General features: G+C 42.1%; 12 protein-coding genes and 2 pseudogenes. 9 read left to right on the forward strand and 5 right to left on the reverse strand.

Translation table 11 applies throughout. The annotated features are described in order from the left end of the window. Positions 1-400: 400 nt before the first annotated feature. Together FTU77_RS14405 and FTU77_RS14410 are read left to right on the forward strand one after the other, a co-directional pair. Positions 401-712, forward strand: a pseudogene (locus FTU77_RS14405) (HNH endonuclease signature motif containing protein); the annotation flags it as partial. 550 nt (positions 713-1,262) lie between these two features. Further along, positions 1,263-2,495, forward strand: a complete 1,233-nt coding sequence (locus tag FTU77_RS14410; protein ID WP_160255372.1) for an ATP-binding protein — start codon at positions 1,263-1,265, stop codon at positions 2,493-2,495. Between the two features lie 273 nt (positions 2,496-2,768). On the opposite strand, the gene FTU77_RS14415 is transcribed toward FTU77_RS14410, so the two are convergent. Next, positions 2,769-3,098 carry a DUF4236 domain-containing protein gene (locus tag FTU77_RS14415; RefSeq protein ID WP_005403805.1) on the reverse strand — a complete coding sequence of 110 codons (330 nt, stop codon included), beginning with the start codon at positions 3,096-3,098 and terminating at the stop codon, positions 2,769-2,771. A 208-nt stretch (positions 3,099-3,306) separates the two neighbouring features. Between FTU77_RS14415 and FTU77_RS14420 the strand changes: the two genes are divergently transcribed. From FTU77_RS14420 to brxL, 7 genes are read left to right on the forward strand one after another with little or no spacing between them, the layout of a single operon-like run. Beyond that, complete coding sequence (locus FTU77_RS14420; RefSeq protein WP_160255371.1) at positions 3,307-4,173, forward strand: WYL domain-containing protein; 867 nt, start codon at positions 3,307-3,309, stop codon at positions 4,171-4,173. Between the two features lie 10 nt (positions 4,174-4,183). Beyond that, positions 4,184-4,795, forward strand: coding sequence for a DUF1819 family protein (locus FTU77_RS14425; protein WP_180025626.1), 612 nt, complete (start codon positions 4,184-4,186; stop codon positions 4,793-4,795). A gap of 16 nt (positions 4,796-4,811) precedes the next feature. Next, positions 4,812-5,387: a DUF1788 domain-containing protein gene (locus FTU77_RS14430; RefSeq protein WP_005403808.1), complete on the forward strand. Its 576-nt coding sequence runs from the start codon at positions 4,812-4,814 to the stop codon at positions 5,385-5,387. Positions 5,388-5,428: 41 nt separating this feature from the next. Next, complete coding sequence (gene brxC, locus FTU77_RS14435) at positions 5,429-9,109, forward strand: BREX system P-loop protein BrxC (protein ID WP_180056096.1); 3,681 nt, start codon at positions 5,429-5,431, stop codon at positions 9,107-9,109. A gap of 46 nt (positions 9,110-9,155) precedes the next feature. Continuing rightward, positions 9,156-12,650, forward strand: coding sequence for a BREX-1 system adenine-specific DNA-methyltransferase PglX (pglX, locus tag FTU77_RS14440; protein ID WP_180056097.1), 3,495 nt, complete (start codon positions 9,156-9,158; stop codon positions 12,648-12,650). Positions 12,651-12,693: 43 nt separating this feature from the next. Continuing rightward, on the forward strand, positions 12,694-15,318 hold the full coding sequence (gene pglZ, locus FTU77_RS14445; protein WP_180056098.1) for a BREX-1 system phosphatase PglZ type A: 2,625 nt from the start codon (positions 12,694-12,696) through the stop codon (positions 15,316-15,318). Between the two features lie 29 nt (positions 15,319-15,347). Beyond that, complete coding sequence (brxL, locus tag FTU77_RS14450) at positions 15,348-17,387, forward strand: protease Lon-related BREX system protein BrxL (protein ID WP_159153674.1); 2,040 nt, start codon at positions 15,348-15,350, stop codon at positions 17,385-17,387. Between the two features lie 124 nt (positions 17,388-17,511). On the opposite strand, the pseudogene FTU77_RS14455 reads toward brxL, so the two are convergent. The 4 genes and pseudogenes from FTU77_RS14455 to FTU77_RS14470 form a co-directional block, all read right to left on the reverse strand. Continuing rightward, positions 17,512-17,748, reverse strand: a pseudogene (locus tag FTU77_RS14455) (hypothetical protein); the annotation flags it as partial. A gap of 196 nt (positions 17,749-17,944) precedes the next feature. Continuing rightward, the gene (locus tag FTU77_RS14460; protein WP_004827016.1) at positions 17,945-18,655 is read right to left on the reverse strand and encodes a serine/threonine protein phosphatase; all 711 of its coding nucleotides are present in this window, start codon (positions 18,653-18,655) and stop codon (positions 17,945-17,947) included. After that, positions 18,637-19,359, reverse strand: coding sequence for a hypothetical protein (locus FTU77_RS14465; RefSeq protein WP_159153672.1), 723 nt, complete (start codon positions 19,357-19,359; stop codon positions 18,637-18,639). The genes FTU77_RS14460 and FTU77_RS14465 overlap by 19 nt, the downstream gene beginning before the upstream one ends. Beyond that, entirely contained in the window at positions 19,356-20,003 is a 648-nt protein-coding gene (locus FTU77_RS14470; protein ID WP_004827010.1) for a hypothetical protein, read from the reverse strand. The genes FTU77_RS14465 and FTU77_RS14470 overlap by 4 nt, the downstream gene beginning before the upstream one ends. Positions 20,004-20,378 lie beyond the last annotated feature (375 nt).

Consider the following 20,378-nt stretch of genomic DNA (forward strand, 5'->3'; position numbering starts at 1 on the left):
TGTTCAAATGGCGATTCAGCGTTTAATTGGTTTTGGGAAAAAAGAAGAGTTTAAGGAAATTTTGGCAATTTTAAGAAAGCAGAATCCTGATAGGATAAGGGTTCTGTGAAATTTGTCGTGTACAGAGTATAATAATAATAATCGAGCATGAGTCTCATACGGATGCTCGGGTCGAAAGGGAATCCCCAGGCGAGTAACCTGTTTGCGGTGATCCATTAGCTGCAGGAGCAGAATAGCATACATCTGGAAGCAAAGCCAGGAAAGCGGCCTATGGAGCTGTGCGGCAGCGCTCAGTAGGCAATTTTTCAAAATATTGTTAAGCCTTTTCTGAGCATGGTATTTTTCATGGTATTACCAATTAGCAGGAAAATAAGCCATTGAATATAAAAGATAAAAATGTCTTGTTTACAATAGAGTGGGATATGTGGAGTCGATTAGTCCAATTTCTCGGTCAAAGCCCAAGGCCTTTTCGGCATTAACCAAGAGTCTGCTTAAGCACAATTTTCTGGTGGGTAATCATAACTTTTGCCTCATTTGTGATGGATTGATCTATCTTGATTCTACTGAATCGGATCATCGGATTGCCAAAGCCGTAGGTGGGCAAGGTGTTCTAGAGAATGGTCTGCTGGTTCATCCCATCTGTAATAGGATGAAATCAGATCTGAGCCTGGAAGAGATTAGAGCGGATTTGTTTGGTGAATTACTGTATTAATCAACAGAGCGATGAGCTCATTTTTGCAGAAGTATCAATGATTAATCACATGATTTAACTTTTGATACATTCAGCCAATATGGTTATTTTTAATTCAGTCCAGAATCACAACCAGAAACTAGCTGTAGTTTCTGAATGACCGTCAAGGTCCTTAGTTTCGCCCATAGATTCCCTCTGTGGGCTTTTTTTGATCAAAAATTGTATAGATGCTCTAAAATAAACCTTTTAGCATTTCATAAGCAATTAGGATTAAGGCTGAGACCATCAGCACAACAAAAATGAGTTCCACTCTAGTTAACAACTTAGTTCCATTTACTTTTCACTTAATTTATATAGCAGTTAACTCGTAGCATAAATGAAATAACATGACATGGAAAATAATCAAAAAGACAGAATTTGGATTTTGATCAGATCTGCATGTTTACATGCTTCTACAGCAGCTTTGAATGTTTCACTTAACCTTTAAACTTTTCTTAAAACTAAATATATTTACATATACATTCTAAAATTTGATAGAATTTATTAAAACTTTAGATTCTAAGTGTAAATAATGAGAAGCGCTAATATTCGACGTGATGGCTACTTAAAATTTCTGAATACATGGCAAGACCGTGATGTCATTAAAGTACTTTCAGGTGTGCGTCGCTCTGGAAAATCCACCTTATTGGCGATGTTTCAACAAGACCTAAAAGCACAGGGCGTACAAGCCGAAAACATCATTGCCATCAACTTCGAATTTATGGAATTTGAAGAACTCACCGATTACCGTAAACTACATGATTATGTATTATCCAAAGTTGATAAAAGTAAAAAAAACTATGTTTTTTTAGATGAAATTCAACATGTTACAAATTTTGAGAAAGTAGTCGACTCTTTATATGTTCGGGATTATATCGATTTATATATTACAGGCTCAAATGCATTCTTTCTAAGTGGAGAACTTGCGACTTTACTTACAGGACGCTATATAGAGCAACATGTTTTACCCCTTTCATTCCAAGAATTTAAACAGTGGCATATTGAAAATAATCCGATCATCCAACAATTATCAAATCGTGATTTGTATGCCATGTATACGCGCAGTAGTTTCCCTTATACGCTTGCCATGACTAGCCAGCAGGAAACTTATGATTACTTGCAAGCGGTCTATGCCAGTGTAATGTTTAAAGATGTTATTCCACGTTTGAATACTGCCGATATTAACTCTCTCGAGCGTGTCACAAGATATTTGGCAAGCGTGACAGGCTCAGCTATTTCCATCAATAAAATTAAAAATACCTTTGTTTCAAGTGGGGTTAAAATTTCATTTGAAACAGTAAAACGCTATATTCAGGGCTTACAGGACAGTTTGTTATTTTATAGTGCCGCACAATTTAAAGTACGCGGGCGTGAGTTATTACAATCCTCTGAAAAATACTATTTAGTTGATGTCGGATTGCGCCGGATTATGTTGCCTGATGCTAATGCTGATCAAGGTCATATCTTAGAAAATGTGATTTATCTTGAGCTTGTCAGACGAGGTTATACGGTCTATGTAGGGCGGGTTGATGAATATGAAATTGATTTTGTTGCTGTCGATACTTTACAGAATTTAACTTATTATCAGGTGGCATTAGAAACGCTCAATGAGGAGACACTCAGCCGAGAGTTACGTCCATTACAGAAAATTTCTGATTCGTATCCCAAGTATTTGCTTACATTAGACACGATAGGGACTGAAGCGAATTATAATGGTATTGTAAAAATGAGTGCTCTCGATTGGTTGCTATCTGAAAATAAGTAAAGTTGAGGGTAGACATGGATACTATTATTTATTAATTAAAACTCAAAGACTTTTCAGCATTAACCAAGAGTGTGATCAAGCATAATTTCTGCTCCAATTGTGATGGATCGATTTACCTCGACTCGATTGAGTCAGACTATCATGATTGAGCCAGAGTCGCTTACTGAAAGTAGCGAGAATTGCGCTGGAGTTTCTGAAGGATATTAATTCCTTAGTTTGCCCATTCATCCATCTGGGCATTTTTTTTTTGATTAAAATACAATGCGGTTCTTGCTAAAAAATGACGGCACCCACCATAAAACACAATATTCCAAAAATAATCCAAGGCCATATCTTTGCCTTCGGTTGTTCTAAATTCTGAGGATTATATTCCGTGTGTTCTAGCGATGTCGGTTGTGGAACACGGGTCTTTTTAGAGTAAGGTTGGTGTTTAGAGTAAGATAGTCCCGTACCTGGAATGCCGACACTGGTTCGCGTACCTTTTTTCCCAATATTTAGAGAAGCACCAGGTTTGCCAATGCTGGCACTGCTGATGCCTTTATGGGTCAGATTAATTTTAAAACCCGGGAATAATTTAATACTTTTACGAAATCTAAAACCCATATTTCTCTCATTCTAAAACTTAGCTCAATTCACGCGCTATACCAGGATCCATGATCTGCTAGAGATCGTACTTTGACGGCTATCATCAGGATACTAGTATATTTTTTATCTGATGATTGCAATACTACCTTTAAATACCGTCAAAAATATTTACTGTATATTTGCTGTAGGGTAATCTTAAAGCTGCTATTTATTGACTGATTGGTATATGACGACAGATAAGCATGAAGTGCTTCTTCGAATGCGAGCCATCGAGTTGCTTGCTTACTGGGAAGGTCGTTTGGTTACCAATCGTTTGATGAGCTGGTTTGGGCTCAGTCGACAGCAGGCTTCTGCGGATATCAAGCGTTACAATACGCTGTATAACCCCGATGCCTTGATTCATGACCCCTCCGTCAAGGGTTATGTGCCTAAGGCCAGCTTCCAGCCTGTACTGACTACAGCGCATATCAATGAATATCTCAATATGCTCTCGGGCTTGGTCAGTGAATCGCATGCCCTTATTGCGATGCCAGAACCGAATCTTACAGCAGTTCAATTACCTGATCGCAGTGTACGTCCTGAAGTGATTCGGGAAGTTTTGCGTGCCTGCCGCAACCAAAGTACTTTAAAAATGATTTATGCCTCGATGCAGAATCCGCAGTGGCATGAACGCATCATTTCCCCACACACCCTGGTGTATACCGGTTTTCGCTGGCATGTCCGTGCCTATTGCCATCAGAGCAAGCAGTTTAAGGACTTTTTACTCTCCAGAATTGATCGCACACCTGTTGTGATGGCGATTGAGTCAGTAGACCCTGCTCAGGATCAGCAATGGCATGAAGAAATTGTACTGACGCTGATCCCGAATCCAAAATTGAATGCAGCTCAAAAAGCGCTGGTCGAAAAAGACTTCGGCATGCCTGATGGCAGATTACAGATTCCGGTGAAAAAAGCCTTGGCTCACTATACTTTGCAGCGATATCAGGCCGCGATCACGCTGGCTGAGGCGGATGATGCCTTGAAATATCCCTTGGTACTACAACGCTCAGATATCGAAAAGCTGTCATCTTACCTGTTTGATCAAGCTTCATAGGAGATTGGCTATGTTAGAACAATTTCATTATGACAGTGACCTAATTGGTGGCTCACTGATGGTACGTGAAAGCCGGCTGATCGCGGATCTGTTATTACGAGAGGCGACTCCAGAACAATGGCATCAGGCCATTCAGATTGACAATATTCTGCAAAAAAGAACTGCGGCTTCGGCGCAACGCAATGCCACCGCTATTCGTAAGCGTCTGGAGCGCTTGGAGCCTGATTTCTGGAAAGCACTACGTGATGGGGATGATGAGCTGGCGACCCAGGTGGCTTTTTGTGGCGCATTGGAACGCAACCTGTTGCTGCTTGAGTTTATGGAAACGGTGATGAGAGAGGCCTATATCTCTCAGGCTCAATACCTGGACAGTTATATCTGGTCAGATTTTTTGGATGAACGCTCACAACGTGATCCGGATATCTTTGATTGGAAAGAGTCCAGCAAGAAAAAAATGGGGCAGGTGGTGTTTCGCATGCTGGCAGAAGCCGGTTACTTAAAAAGTACCCGTAAGCTGGAGTTGCAGCGCGTGATCGTCAGAGCAGAGCTGCGTAGCCTGTTGGAAGAACATTATAAACAACGCATTAAAAGATCTATGGAAGTGTCGCTATGGACGCGGTAGTTGTAGAGGGGCAGCAATGAGTCAAACAATACATGAGCGTCTGAACCAGATTCCAGAGCGAATTCTTTCCACTGAGTTTCTCACTGGACAAGGATTGGGCAATGAAATTGGCTTCTGGATTTTTGATTATGCGCCTGAAGATGAGTTGAAAGTGCGCGAATATTTGCATTTTCTCGAAGGGATGCTGGAGAAAAAACACAGTCAGCTGAAGGTGGTGAATATCAACCTGCTGCAAGCCGTGGTGGATTATCTGGCTGAGCGTAACTTCATCGATAAAGCCATTCAAATGCAAAAAGCCAAAGGCGATGAAGCGCTGCTCAAAGCCTTAAAGGGCCCACTGCATATGGATAAGTTCGCGCCGTATCTGGTGAGTAAATATGCCACCAATGCGCAAGATATTGTGTTGATGACTGGGGTAGGGTCGGTTTGGCCACTGTTACGTGCCCATCACTTATTGAACAGTTTGCATTCGTTACTGGGGCATAAGCCAGTGGTGCTGTTTTACCCAGGTTATTACGACGGTCAAGCGATGAGTTTATTTGGAAAAATTCCAAGCAATAATTACTACAGAGCATTCAGATTAGTGCCTTAAACACGGCAAATAGAAATAAAAATTCGGGGGAATGGATTGAGATGAACATTAAAGAGCTTTTTTACAAGCCATTAGATCGTGCGATTAACGGGGTCGTAAAAGCAGACCAGAATGACAATACTACGGTTTATCAGGAACTCGATGAGTATGTGGTCACCAATGAACTGGAAAAGCATTTTCGGGACTTTTTCCAGTCTTATGGCACAGACCTGAGCGATCCTTCGATTGCCAACCGTGTCGGCGTATGGATTTCGGGCTTCTTTGGTTCAGGTAAATCACATTTCCTGAAAACCTTGTCGTATATTCTGGCCAATAAAGTGGCACGTGATGCGGAAGGTAACGAGCGTAGCGCCGCAGAATTCTTTGATGAAAGCAAAATTCGTGATGCGTTTATCCGTGCGGATATTGGCAAGGCCGTCAGCCATCATGCCGATGTCATCCTGTTTAACATCGACAGTAAAGCCAGCTCCAATGATGATGGCAATCCGATCCTGAATGTGTTTTTACGTGTGTTTAACGAGTATCAGGGGTTTAGCGCGGATCATCCACATATTGCCCATATGGAACGTCACCTGAGCCAGAAAGGTGTCTACGAACGCTTTAAACAGGCGTTTGAGGAATCCAGTGGCATGTCCTGGCTAGAGGAGCGTGACGGTTATCAGTTCTATCAGGATGATGTCGAAACTGCGATTTCTCAGGCACTGAATCTATCAGCAGAAGCAGCGCATAAATGGTTTGAGGATTCTGAGCAGACCTTTAGTGTTTCGGTCGAAAACTTCTGTCAGTGGGTGAAAGAATACCTGGACAGCAAAGGACCCCAGCAACGCATGTTGTTCTTGGTTGATGAAGTGGGGCAGTTTATTGGCAGCGATACCCGCTTGATGCTGACACTGCAAACCATTACTGAAAACCTGGGTACGATCTGTAAAGGCCGCGCTTGGATTATCGTCACCTCACAGGCAGACATCGATGCTGTTTTAGGTGAGATGTCTTCTTCCAAAGCCAATGACTTCTCCAAGATTGCTGGACGTTTTAAAACCCGGTTATCACTGTCCAGTTCCAATACCGATGAAGTCATCCAGAAACGTTTATTACGTAAAACCCCAGAAGCTGAAGCATTGCTCAGATCGGTGTTTGAGCAAAAGGGCGATATCTTAAAAAACCAGATCACCTTTGACCGTTCAGGCCCAACACTCAAGAATTATGAGGGTCCAGACAGCTTTATCAATAACTATCCTTTTGCGCCGTACCATTTCCAGCTGGTGCAGAAAGTTTTTGAAGAAATCCGTAAGGTCGGTGCGACCGGTGCACACCTGGCCTATGGTGAGCGATCCATGCTGGATGCCTTCCAGATGGCCGCGAATGCGATTGCCACAGATGAAGTCGGTGCCCTGGTTCCTTTCCACCGTTTCTATACTTCAGTGGAAGGATTTCTGGATACAGCAGTGAAGCGTACCATCGACCAGGCAGGGCAGAATAAGACCCTGGATGGTTTTGATGTGCAGATGCTGCGTACCCTGTTCATGATCCGCTATGTCGATATCATCAAAGGTACCTTGGATAACCTGGTGACTTTGTCGATTGAGAAAATTGATGAAGACAAGCTGGCATTGCGCAAGCGGATTGAAGAAAGCCTGCAGCGTCTGGAAAAAGAGAGCCTGATCACTAGGAATGGTGATGAGTTCCTGTTCCTGACCAATGAAGAACGCGATATCACCCGTAAAATTAAAGCCACTGACTTAGCGGCTTCAGAAGAAAATAAAGAGTTAGCCAATCTGATCTTTAAAGATTTATTGCGGGATCAGAACAAATACCGCCATCAAGCCAACAAGATGGACTATCAGATTGGTCGTTTTCTGGATGGTCATAGCTTGGATGGCAAGTATGAGAGCGATTTGAAAGTTGAAATCATTTCTCCACTGGATACGGAATATAACCTCTACACAGAAGCTTTCTGTATTGGTAAGAGCGCCGAGGCCGAAGGGCAGATACTGTTTAAACTGGCAGACGATAAACAGTTCTTTAATGAACTGCGCACCTGGCTGAAAACCAATAAATTTATTCGGTTAAATGATGATGGTACCCAATCCGATATCACCCGTATTCTGGCAGACCGTGGCCGTGAGAATCAGGAGCGTAAAAAACGTCTGCGTGTCCGGATCGAAGAAATGTTGCTGGACGCGGAAAGTTATGCCTTGGGTCAACATTTACAACTTTCATCTTCAAGTCCAACCACCAAGCTGGATGAGGCTTGTCGTTATTTGCTAGAAAACACTTATACCAAACTGAGCTATCTGCAAGTCTATCAGCAGGATGCCTGGCGTGAACTGAACGCCGTCTTGACTGTTGATGATATGGCGCAACTCGGATTGTCTCTGGATGGCGGTCAAAGCAATCCGAAAGCCCTACAGGAAGTGGAGCAGTACATTGCACTACGCGCCACTGGTACAGAGCGTATTCTAGTCTCAGATGTGATAGATCGTTTTGCCAAACGTCCTTATGGCTGGCCAGATGCCGAGATTTTACTGCTGGTAGGTCAGCTGGCTGCGATGGGGCGGATTTCACTGCAGTTAAATGGCGGCAGCTTACAGTTAAAAGATGCCTTTGAGCCTTTACAAAACAGCCGCCGTCGCCGTGATGTATCGATCATTAAAAAGCGCCAGACTGATGATCAGGTGTTGAAACAGGCACGCCAACTCACCCAAGACCTATTCTCGGCCATGGGACCAGCGACTGAGAAAGAGCTATTTGAATTCTATTTGCAGCATTTTAAGACTTGGTTAGCCAACTTTAAGTCGTACAAAAGCAAAACTGATGTCGGGCAGTTCCCGGGCAAGAAAGTGATTGAAAAGTCGATTCTGACTTTGGAACGTCTGCTGGCGAATAGCGACAGCTTTGATTTCTTTAAGGCCGTGGTCGAGAACAAGGACGACTATCTGGATCTGGAAGAAGATTATCGTGATATTCATGAGTTCTTCACTAACCAGATGCCGAGCTGGCAGCAACTGCAACAGGCCTTACGTCATTTTGAGAAAAACAAACAGGCGCTGGGCAGTGATGAGGTGGCAAAAAAAGCCCTGTCTGAATTACATCGTATTGCCACCCTTGAATCACCCTATGGCCTGTTAAATAAAGTCGCTGATTTAGTTCGTACAGTGGAAAGCGTCAATGAGCAATTGTTGACTGAGAAGCGCAATCAGGCGATAGAACACATTGATGACAAAATCAAGCAGCTGGAAGCCGAGATTAAAAACAGTGGCATCGCTAGCGCTGAGCTGAGTAACAAGCTACTACGTCCGCTGCAATTGCTCAAAGCGGATATTGAAGTGGAAACTAGCCTATCCACCATCTATATGCTGCAAACCCAAACCGCCGTGGAGCGTTTTGATGAAGCCTTGTATGAGCTGGAAAGCGAAGTTCAGACGGAAATCCAGCGTCAGGCCAAAGCGGCACAACTGGCTCAGAGCAAAGCAGAGAGTGTAACCAACACTGCAACCACCGCTAGCCCAGTTACATCAACACCTGCTGCGAGTCCGGTACAGCCTGTGACAGCCGTAGTGCCACCGAAACCGGTGGTAGAAGTCGATGTCGCCAGCATTTACAGCAAAACCTCCAGCAGTGTCTATCTGGAAACAGAAGAATCAGTGGATCAGTTTGTAGACGCACTCAAAGCTGAATTGAAAAAAATTGTGAGTGATAAAAAGCGTGTGCGTATCCGCTAACTTGGGTTAGGGATATCGGCATCAGCCATTAATTAAAGGTTTAAAGATGAATACCAGTCATATTAAAAAATACGCACCGCAAGCACGTAACGATTTTATCGCAGCGATGCGCAAGCAGGCCGCCAAATATGGCATCACCGCAGACCGCATTTTACCGGCAGAACAGAAAGGCGACTTGCTGCTGATTGGCGATCAGGTTTTTCCGCTATCCGTCATGAAACCACGTGACAAGCTGATCAAGCGCATTCAAACCAGCAGTTTTGAGCAGACGATTGATTATATCGCTTACAGTTGGTTTAACCGTCTCTGTGCCATTCGTTACATGGAATGCAAAGGCTTACTGGATCATGGTCGCCGTGTGCTCAGCAGTGCCGATGGTAGTGCAGGCTTGCCACAGATTCTGGAAGAATGTCTGGACATTGAGCTACCGAATTTAGATGCCAGCCGTGTGGCTGAACTCAAGCTGGATGGCAATAAAGACGAAGAACTCTATCGTGAATTGTTACTAGCGCAGTGTCATGCGTTGAATCAGGTCATGCCACTCCTGTTCGAACAGGTGTCTGATGAATCTGAACTACTATTACCTGACAATTTGACCAAAACCGATTCTTTGATTCGTGATCTGGTCAGCAGCATTCCAGAAGAAGACTGGTCGGATGTGCAGATTATTGGTTGGCTGTATCAGTTCTATATTTCTGAAAAGAAAGATCAGGTGATTGGTAAAGTCGTCAAGAGTGAGGACATTCCTGCCGCGACACAGTTATTCACCCCAAACTGGATTGTGAAATATCTGGTGCAAAACAGTGTTGGTCGTCTATGGATGATGGCACAGCCTGATAGTACGCTGGCCAGTGAGTGGGAATACTATATTCAGCCGGCTGAGCAAAGTGATGAAGTCAATGCCCAGCTGAAACAGCTGATTGATGTACGCATTAGTGAAGATGGCGATACTTTAAACCCTGAAAGCATTACCGTGCTCGATCCGGCCTGTGGTTCGGGGCATATTCTGGTGGAAGCCTACGATTGCTTAAAAGCGATTTATTTGGAACGTGGTTACCGCAGTCGTGATATTCCACGTTTGATTCTGGAAAACAACCTGTACGGGATTGATATTGATACCCGTGCAGCACAGCTCGCCAGTTTTGCACTGTTGATGAAAGCGCGTGAAGATGACCGCCGTTTATTTAGCAATCCACCAAAGCTGAATATTATTGCGCTACAAGACAGTCAACCTGAACGTTTAGAAGCATTTAGCCAAGATTTAGCTAGTGCCAATATTGCACAGGCAGATTTAAAAGAACTGTTGGACCTATTTGAACATGCTTCGAACTTTGGTTCTTTGATTCAAATTCCTCAAGCATTTGCTAAAAAGCTGCCTGATTTAGAAACCAAGCTGAATACAGCTTTAGAGTCAGGGGATATTTTTGCACAACAGTCAGCACAAGAGTTATTGCCTTTAGTACAACAAGCTATATTACTTGCTAAACAATATGATGCAGTAATTGCAAACCCGCCGTATATGGGTAATAAATATTTAAATCCAAATCTTAAAACCTATTTAAAAAAGAACTATCAAGGTTATGAAAGAGATTTATTTTCAGCTTTTATGATTCGAGACTTACAACTAACAAAAGAAAGTGGGCAGCTTGGTTTTATGTCTCCTTTTGTATGGATGTTTATTTCTGCTTATGAAAATTTACGTGAATATTTTATTGATCATACAACAATTACCAGCTTGATTCAGTTAGAGTACTCTGGTTTTGATGGTGCAACGGTTCCAATTTGTACATTTACATTAGCAAAAGCACATATCGTAGAATTTACTGGTTCATACATTAGTTTATCTGATTTTAAAGGTTCAGAAAATCAAGCACCGAAGACTTTAGAAGCTATTAAAAATCCCAAGTGTGGATGGTTTTATAATACGCAACCAGATGGCTTTAAGAAAATCCCTGGAAGTCCAATTGCTTATTGGGCAAATTCTACTATTAAAGAAATATTTTCAAATACTTCTGTTTCAAAATATTCTGTACAAGAAAGTAGCCAATGTTTAACAGGTGATAATAATAAATTTCTGAGATTTTTATGGGAAGTCGATGCTAATAAAATTGGCAAAAATAAAAAATGGATTTTTTATGCAAAAGGAGGAGGTTTTAGAAGATGGTATGGAAATTTAGATAATTTAGTGAATTGGAGCCCTGAGGCTATCCACCACTATAGAACCTCAAAAGTACCAAGGATTATTCCTGAATATTTATGGTACAAGGAAGGAGTTACTTGGGGGTTTATAACTTCTTCTTTACCAAGTTTTAGATACTTACCTGAAAATGCTGTTTTTGATGTTGGTGGAAGTTCAATATTCTTTGAAGATGAAAAAGACTTAAACTTTTTCTTAGGTCTATTTAACACACCAGTTGCAACTAAATTGATAGGGGTTTTTAATCAAACATTAAACTATCAATTAAGAGATATCAGAAATTTACCTGTCTGCGGAAAAGATGGAGGCTATAATCGATTAATTGATGATATTGTTAAAAAATGTTTGCACATTTCAAAGCAAGATTGGGATCATTATGAAACTTCAATCGACTTTCATGAATATCCAATTATTCGTACTCAACAACCAACTCTAGAACAAGCTTTTAACACATGGCAACAGCAAAATGCTGACGCCGTGGCTGAGATGAAACGTCTGGAAGAAGAAAATAATAAGCTGTTTATTGACGCTTATGGTTTACAGGATGAACTGACACCAGATGTACCGGATGCACAAATCACTTTAACCCGTGCCGACCGAGAAAAAGACAGCCAGCGTTTAGTCTCTTATGCACTTGGCTGCATGATGGGGCGTTATAGTCTGGATGAACCAGGTCTGATCTATGCCCATGCAGGTAATCAAGACTTTGATGCTAGCCGTTATCAAACATTCCCGGCAGATGCTGACGGTATTATTCCATTGACCGAAATGCACTGGTTTGAAGATGATGCAACGCACCGTATTCGAGAGTTCTTAACTGCCGTTTGGGGGAAAGAGACACTGGATGCCAATATGCAGTGGCTCGCAGAAAGCTTAGATAAAAAAGCCAGTGAAACGGCTGAAGACACCATTCGCCGTTACCTCGCCAGCAAGTTCTATAAAGATCACATGCAGACCTATAAAAAGCGCCCGATCTACTGGCTATTCAGCAGTGGTAAACAGGGGGCTTTCCAGGCGTTAGTGTACTTGCACCGCTATAACGAAAGCACTTTGGCACGTATGCGTACTGAATATGTCATGCCACTGATTTCCAAAATGGCTGCCTATGCTAATTCTCTAGAAACAGCAAAAGAAAGCAGTGACTCTGCGGCTGAAATCAAACGCATCGAGAAAAAACTGCAAGACTTGCATAAGCAACAGGCTGAACTCAGTAGTTTTGAAGAAAAATTACGTCACTATGCCGATCAGCGTATATCACTGGATCTCGATGATGGGGTGAAAGTGAACTATGGTAGGTTTGGGGACTTGTTGGCTGAAGTGAAAGCAGTGACGGGGGAGAAGTAATGAATAGCTTTTCTTCCACACTAGATCATGCAGAGGTGGTTGCATGAACTTAAGTCAACTTCAACAAGGCCTGGAACAAGCCTTTTATACTGAACAGCATCGAATTGTCTTTTGGTATGATGCGGAACAGTCATTTACTGAAGAAATCAAAGCCCTAGAGCTAAATGATGTCCAGATTCTAAATATGGCAGAAGAATCGAGTCTCGCGATTAAGCTTAAACTGGAACTTGAAGATCAGCAGGGCAAATACTTGCTGTATTTCCCAAGTGCTGAGCCTGAAACCGAAAAAGACTGGTTACTGGACATCAAGCTGTATTCACGTAGCTTCTATGCCGATCGTTTCTCGATTATTTTCAATGAGCTGGGTTTACAGCAGCAGAGTCTAAGAGAACATCTGGCCAAACGTGAAGAATTCCTTAAAGCCAAAGCCCGTCTGAGTACATTGAAACGCTATATCCAGTCTGATGCAGATGAACAGAATCTGGATATGGCCATGATTGCAGCTGTGGTCAAGGCTGACAGTGCCGAACTGATGCATATTGTCCTGGCGTTGGCAGATGAAATGGTACAGCAGAACCTGGCTCTGGAAGTAAATCCAGACTCCTTTGCTGAACTGGAAAAATTCCAACTAGTGCCAGCTTTAGTCACAGCATTACAGGCGGAAATTGGTTATCCAGCATCGGTTGAAGAGTTGAATGGGGAAGCACCATTCAAGCTCGGTACGTTCTTTATCCGTTTGATGAGCACAGGTTTCTGTGAAAGCTTGGGCGATATCCCCGTATGGGCTCAAGAACTGGTGATGTCATCCGTCAGCTCCCGTGCGACGGCTAGAGCCTTTTTGTCGCGCTGGAGAGACAGTTCTAAATACTACCCAACCTTCGATACACTCTCTCAGACCGTGGCCAATGCACTGCGGATCCAGGAGAAGGTCGGGGTCTTTGATCTGGAGCAGCTGCTCGATGTCATGACCTTTGAAGTGATTGAACAAAAGATCATTGTCGATCTGGCCAGCCAGATCCCTGCAGCAACCAAAGCTGAACTGGAACATTTCAGAACGATTATTTCTACCCGTCTGGATGGCTATTGGGCTTCCAAACATAAGGATGATGCAACACGCCGTAAATATCGTACTGTCTATACAGCGTTGCAGGCAGCCATTGAGCTGTTTAGCCTGCGACAGCAGTTTGATGCCGGTTTCTATTTCGACTCGAGTGAAGCTTTGTATAAAGCCTACGAGCAGGAGTTGTATCGCTTTGATATGGCTTATCGCCACTACAGTGCTGCTTCTCAACGCGCTCATGTCGATATCCTGAAAAAACTCGATGAAGAAGTCGAAAATTGCTATTCCTACTGGTATATCGATCACATGGCGCGCAACTGGGGAGAGCGGATTGAAGCAGAGCAACGTCTGAATGTCTGGAAAATGGCAGATATCCCAAATCAGCAAAACTTCTATGATACCCATGTCAGACCCTTGCTGAATTCTGCAACGAAACGCCGTATTGTGGTGATCATCAGTGATGCTTTTCGCTATGAAGCTGCGGTAGAGCTGCGTGATCGTATCAATGAAAAGCGTTATTCTGAAGCGACATTGTCTTCACAGCTGGGCGTTGTCCCAAGTTACACCACACTTGGCATGGCCTCGTTGTTGCCGCATCAGACTTTGGAGTACAAAGAGGCCGCAGGTGATGATGTTTTAGTAGATGGGCAGTCCAGCAAAGGGACTGCAGCACGATCCAAAATTCTGGCTGCCTATAATGGATTGGCGGTTACCGCTGAAACGGTAAAAGGTTGGTCGCGTGATGAAGGCCGTGAAGCACTTAAAGACCATGATTTGATTTACGTTTATCACAACGTGATTGATGCTCGGGGAGACAGTGCCTCTACAGAATCAGAAACCTTTATGGCGGTGGAACATGCCATTGAAGAACTGACCGAACTTAGCCGCAAAATCTTGATGCATTTCAATATTTCTACCCTGTTGATCACAGCCGACCATGGCTTCTTGTTCCAGCAAAGTAAACTGGAATCTGCGGATCGTTCAAGCTTGACTGAAAAACCGACCAATGCATTGAAAAGCAAAAAACGCTATGTGATTGGGCATGGTTTACCAGAGAGCAAGGAAGCATGGAAAGGCTCAACCCAAGCTACGGCAGGCACACTATCTGCGACTGATTTCTGGATTCCAAAAGGGGCGAACCGTTTCCATTTTGTGGGAGGCTCACGTTTCGTACATGGCGGAATCATGCCTCAGGAAATCGTAGTGCCTGTACTGACAGTAAAACAGCTGCGTGGTGAAAAGGCTGGACAGCGGACCAAGCGTAAAGTTGAGGTCATTTCTACCAAATCCACGCTGAAGATGGTCAATAACATCCAGAAGTTTGATTTGATGCAAACCGAAGCTGTCAGTGAGCTGGTCATGCCAGTGACTTTATCCATTGCCATTTATGATGGGGATCTTAAAGTTTCCAGTGAAGAAACCTTGACTTTTGATAGCAGTACCGACTCTGTTGCCGATCGGGTCAAACAGGTCAGACTGTCATTATCCGGTACTGATTTTGACCGTAAGAAGGATTACTTCCTAGTGCTGAAGGACAAAGACCTGAATATCGAAATGCAACGCTATAAGGTCACCATTGATCTGGCATTTACCGATGACTTCTCCTGATAACGAATTAACGATAGAGCGTAGCCTACATGGAATCTGCTAACGATAAAGAACTGGATCAGCTGCTGAATGAACACTTTGCTGGGCGGGTGGTACGTAAGGATCTGACTAAACTGATCAAAGAAGGGGCAAATGTCCCTGTCTATGTACTCGAATACCTGCTGGGGATGTACTGTGCCTCGGATGATCCAGAGATCATTGAACAGGGACTACGTAACGTAAAGACCGTACTGGCTGAGAACTACGTCCGACCGGATGAAGCCGAGAAGGTGAAATCCCTGGTCCGTGAACGGGGCAGTTATAAGGTCATTGATCGGGTGACTGTAAAACTGAATGAGCGTAAAGACAAATACGAAGCATCATTTAGTAATCTGGGCATCAAAGATGCCGAAATCTCGGCAGGCATCGTCAAAGAGTATGAAAAATTACTTGTTGGTGGTATCTGGGTCATTGCTACGCTCAGTTACTATTATGAAGAAGGACAAACCAATTCTCCATTTGGGGTGAGTTTACTCAAGCCGATTCAAATGCCGAATATGAATATGGATGAACTTTTCAGTGGCAGAGCAGCATTAAGCACTGATCAGTGGCGCGAGAGTTTAATCCGTTCGATCGGCATGGAACCGGCTTCGTTAAAAGAGGACGTGCAATGGCACCTATTAGCGCGTATGGTTCCGTTCGTTGAAAATAACTATAACGTCTGTGAACTTGGACCACGCGGTACCGGGAAAAGCCATATTTACAAAGAGTGTTCACCGAATAGTATTCTAGTTTCAGGTGGGCAAACCACTGTCGCCAATCTGTTCTATAACATGAGTAGCCGCCGTATTGGTCTGGTTGGACTCTGGGATGTGGTGGCCTTTGATGAAGTCGCTGGTATTTCCTTTAAGGACAAAGATGGCGTACAGATCATGAAAGACTACATGGCCTCTGGATCTTTTGCCCGTGGTCGTGAACAGATGGAAGCCTCAGCTTCGATGGTTTTTGTGGGTAATATTAACCAAAGTGTGGAATCTCTGGTTAAAACAAGCCATCTCTTGGCGCCGTTCCCTGAAGCCATGATTGATTCGGCATTCTTCGATCGTTTTCATGCTTACATCCCCGGCTGGGAAATTCCCAAGATGCGCCCGGAGTTCTTCACCAACCGTTATGGCCTGATTGTTGATTATCTGGCTGAATTCTTCCGGGAAATGCGCAAGCGTAGCTTTGCAGATTCCATTGAGAAGTACTTCAAACTCGGAAATAACCTGAATCAGCGTGATGTGATCGCCGTTCGCAAGACGGTTTCTGGATTGATGAAGCTGCTCTACCCACACGGTCAGTTTAATAAAGAAGATGTACGGCAATGTCTTCAATATGCACTGCAGGTGCGCCGTCGGGTTAAAGAACAGCTGAAGAAAATTGGAGGGATGGAATTCTATGATGTGCATTTTAGCTATATCGACAATGACACCCTAGAAGAGCACTTTGTTTCCGTCAAAGAGCAGGGGGGTGGCGGACTGATTCCTGAAGGTCCAGCCAAGCCAGGTTTTCTGTATACCATCGGGCTGAGTAATAAAGGCATGCCGGGGTTATACCGCTTAGAACTTCAAGTGACCAAAGGTTCTGGAAAATTGGCGACATCAGGCTTATGGAATTCAAGCAGTGCCAAGGAGCAGGTCAAAATCGCATTTGACTACTTCAAGGCCAATGCATCCAGAATATCGGGTGGCAGTAAGGTGCTGGAACATGACTTCCACTTACATGTGGTTGAATTACAGAATACCGGGCCGCTCAGCCATCTTGCCTTACCAAGTTTAGTGGCTTTCGCTTCTGGCCTGTTAGGACGATCGGTACAAAGTCAGATGGTGGTACTGGGTGATATGAGCTTGGGTGGTTCTGTGACACCGGTGGAAAGTATTGCCGAATGTCTGCAAGTTGCTTTTGATGCTGGTGCCAAGAAGGTTGCTTTGCCAATGAGTAGTGCGGCAGATATCCCAACGATTCCTGTGGAACTGTTTACCAAGTTCCAGACCAGCTTTTATGCAGATCCGGTAGATGCTGTGTTTAAGGGGCTAGGGGTGGATTAATTTCATATCTGTCTGGAAGAGTTACAGTAGATTGTTTTAAATTCAGTTTCTCAAGTTAAACACCATGTTGTAAAAGCATAATACTGCCTCTTTTAAAGAGCTAGTATTTTAGTGGGGGATTACCCTTCATTTTTTCTTGATCAGATATCTGTTGTATTTTGACAGGATTTTGTTGATCTAAATATTTTTGATACCAAACACGCAATGTTTCAGGAGTACAACCGATTTTAGGAGCAATAGCTGTGATTGCTGCCCAAGTAGAAGGATAATCTTTTTCAGATTCAATTAGTAATTGAACCGCTCTTTCTCTGATTTCAGGGGTCAATTTTACTTTGCCATTTGTAAGGTAAAAGGGGGCAATTTTAGAATGCCGTTGACAATGTATCGCCTTTTGAGTTTGAAGCAATGTACAATGATAAGATTAACCCGTTAGGTCAGGTGGCCTAACTTAAATAAAAATTCTCCGACAAACCCGGTACGGTTCATAGCGAGTATCTGCTTATAAAAATTAGGTTTATTTGATTTTAACATCCGAATTGGGTATATGAGACTTTATGTTAAATGAATGATATAACCCATAGAGAAATATCATCAAATAATGAAGATACTTCGGATAAATTTTTGCTATAAATTATTGTTTTTATATCATTTTCTGAAAGCTTCCAAAATCCATCGGATGCTAGAATATATGTGGATTTTTTTTCAATATCTAAGGTCTTAAAGCTCAAGGGTTTTAACTTTTTTGTATTAAATGACTTGGTGACAATATTATCATTTGAAGAAGACCTAAGTATCATTTCGATACTTTGGGGATCTGTTTGATTATTTAAGCTCATCGCTAAATTATGAGGATAAGTAATCCAACTGATTTGTTGCTCATTATTGATTTTCCCAAGTCTGCAATCACCCAAATGTGCTGAATAAATTTGAGTCTGACTAAAAATAACCATCAAAATACTCATTGCTGCAGGTCGCAATTTTCCCCGATGTTCTATATAAAAATTCTCTGTTAGACGTTCAAAAAAATCATGTATATCTTGTGTAGTATTATTTAATTGAGCAAAGACGTCCTTCAAAGAAAGCACATAAGCCTGAAAATTTTTAACTAGTATGTCGCTGTTTTTACATCCCCCATGACCATCCACTACGTAACAAAAATATAGATTTTCATTATCAGTAAGGTTCCCTACAGCATCGATTCCAAATTTTTCTGGTGCGCTAAGATTCTGACATAAGGAAAAGGAGTTTATTAATATGCTTTTGGCCATTGTTTTATGATCGCTTGAATTACTTGTAAAGCTCTTTCTCTTGAGCCAAATCTACATTGATCTTCCATTATGATTTCAAAATCAGTTAATTCAGTGAGTTTTTTAAATTGGTCAGATAAGTAATCTTTGAGTTCTGTTGGAGCATTATAGACTTCTTCAACTAAGGAGGATCGTCCCAAGCAAATTGTGATGATATCTTCTAAGTCTTTGCTATATAAGGGATCTTCTTTACGGCCATGTAATGCTTCAAACTTGGTTGCTAAGAAATATTCAGGCATTAAGGTATTGATAATTAAATTATTTCCTAGCTTATACTCTACTTTTTTCTTATAAGCTTCTAGATACCAAGAATTAGAGAAGCCTAAAATTTTTTCATCAGTGGGCATAAAGTCTACAATTAGATCTTCCCCTAGTTGGTAGCGACAAGTGAAGTCCGTGTTCTTTTCAAATGGATCTGAACTTTGATAATTTTTAAACCCTAGTTTTCTGACTTTCTCATCTAACTCATACCATTGGGTTGTAGTCTTTATATCTACAATTAAATCAACATCTTGAGTGTATCTAGTTGATAAAGATAAATTTTCTGGATCTAAAAACAGGCTAGTAGTGCACCCTCCAATAAATACTAGGTCTTTGATAAGATCCTCGCTTAAAGCACTTATAACCTGCTCTAGCATCTTCATTTGTGTTAAAGCATTATTCATTGTAGATACTCACGTAATAACTTTTCAGCTATTTTCTTTTCCCTTGGGGAACCTATTCTAAACACATCAATAAGAGCAAAAACTTCATACAGGAAATTATCATCTAACGCTGCATATGGTACAGATTTATATAATGGTTCAACTGCTAATCCTGAAATTGATTGATAGCTTTGAGCGGGCCAAATATAAGGTAATGAAGAAGAATACGATAAATGATCTGAAAGTTTTTTATTATTGAAAACAGTAGGAATACCAATATCAATAGCACCAACTTCTGTATGGAAAAAGTATTGAAAACTGTAAATAATTAGGTCTAAGAGAGCTCTTCTATTGGTTTTCCATTGCATTTCTACTAGCTCTAATCGCTTAAATGGTGAATTAGAGGTTACGATCAATAGCCCTATCTTGATTAAACGCTTTAAAGATTCTGCAACCTCACTTTTACTAATAACTACTGCTTCAGCCAACCCTCTGATTGATAAAGAATCATAAAAAGCACTTAATTTTAAAAAGATATCTAACTGCTCATCTTCTAATTTATCCCACTCAAGTTGTGCTTCTGAATAGTATTCTTTGAATATCTGGTGCTGATTCTCAATAGAGATCAGTTTTACGAGAACTAGAATGTCTTGAGGTTTAATCATATTAAGTTACCTTGTCCTTAATCCGTGGACTGAATTCATATTTGATCAACTCATTACACTATTTGCAAGTATTTTTTAAAAATAATATTAAATAAAAAAGCCCGACATCTTGTCGGGCTTTTTCATGTTTGGTGCTAGGTAGGGCTGTCTACCTAATAATCCTGATGCTAGAACTTATCGTTATTGTTTTATGTTCCGGAACGTCCTGTTCCTGTATGACTTCATCATAAGTAAAAAACCGCAGCTGCCCTAGCCGCAAAATCCCTAAATCTCTGTGCGCCAGGGCGTACAAAAATGGCTAAAAGTTGTCCCGGTTTTATCCGCAGAAATTGGGGATAGTTGGTGTCTATGTCGGATAACCGCCATTATATTTAA

The organism is Acinetobacter sp. YH12142 (genome assembly GCF_013418435.1).
In the GTDB taxonomy this organism is placed as follows: Bacteria; Pseudomonadota; Gammaproteobacteria; order Pseudomonadales; family Moraxellaceae; genus Acinetobacter; species Acinetobacter amyesii.

Bases quoted from the DNA above. Each gene is read 5' to 3' on its own strand.
- FTU77_RS14410 (WP_160255372.1), top strand. From the start codon at position 1,263: ATGAGAAGCGCTAATATTCGACGTGATGGCTACTTAAAATTTCTGAAT.
- brxL (WP_159153674.1), top strand. From the start codon at position 15,348: ATGGAATCTGCTAACGATAAAGAACTGGATCAGCTGCTGAATGAACAC.
- pglX (WP_180056097.1), top strand. From the start codon at position 9,156: ATGAATACCAGTCATATTAAAAAATACGCACCGCAAGCACGTAACGAT.
- pglZ (WP_180056098.1), top strand. From the start codon at position 12,694: ATGAACTTAAGTCAACTTCAACAAGGCCTGGAACAAGCCTTTTATACT.
- FTU77_RS14465 (WP_159153672.1), bottom strand. From the start codon at position 19,359: ATGAATAATGCTTTAACACAAATGAAGATGCTAGAGCAGGTTATAAGT.
- FTU77_RS14470 (WP_004827010.1), bottom strand. From the start codon at position 20,003: ATGATTAAACCTCAAGACATTCTAGTTCTCGTAAAACTGATCTCTATT.
- FTU77_RS14415 (WP_005403805.1), bottom strand. From the start codon at position 3,098: ATGGGTTTTAGATTTCGTAAAAGTATTAAATTATTCCCGGGTTTTAAA.
- FTU77_RS14460 (WP_004827016.1), bottom strand. From the start codon at position 18,655: ATGGCCAAAAGCATATTAATAAACTCCTTTTCCTTATGTCAGAATCTT.
- FTU77_RS14425 (WP_180025626.1), top strand. From the start codon at position 4,184: ATGTTAGAACAATTTCATTATGACAGTGACCTAATTGGTGGCTCACTG.
- FTU77_RS14430 (WP_005403808.1), top strand. From the start codon at position 4,812: ATGAGTCAAACAATACATGAGCGTCTGAACCAGATTCCAGAGCGAATT.
- brxC (WP_180056096.1), top strand. From the start codon at position 5,429: ATGAACATTAAAGAGCTTTTTTACAAGCCATTAGATCGTGCGATTAAC.
- FTU77_RS14420 (WP_160255371.1), top strand. From the start codon at position 3,307: ATGACGACAGATAAGCATGAAGTGCTTCTTCGAATGCGAGCCATCGAG.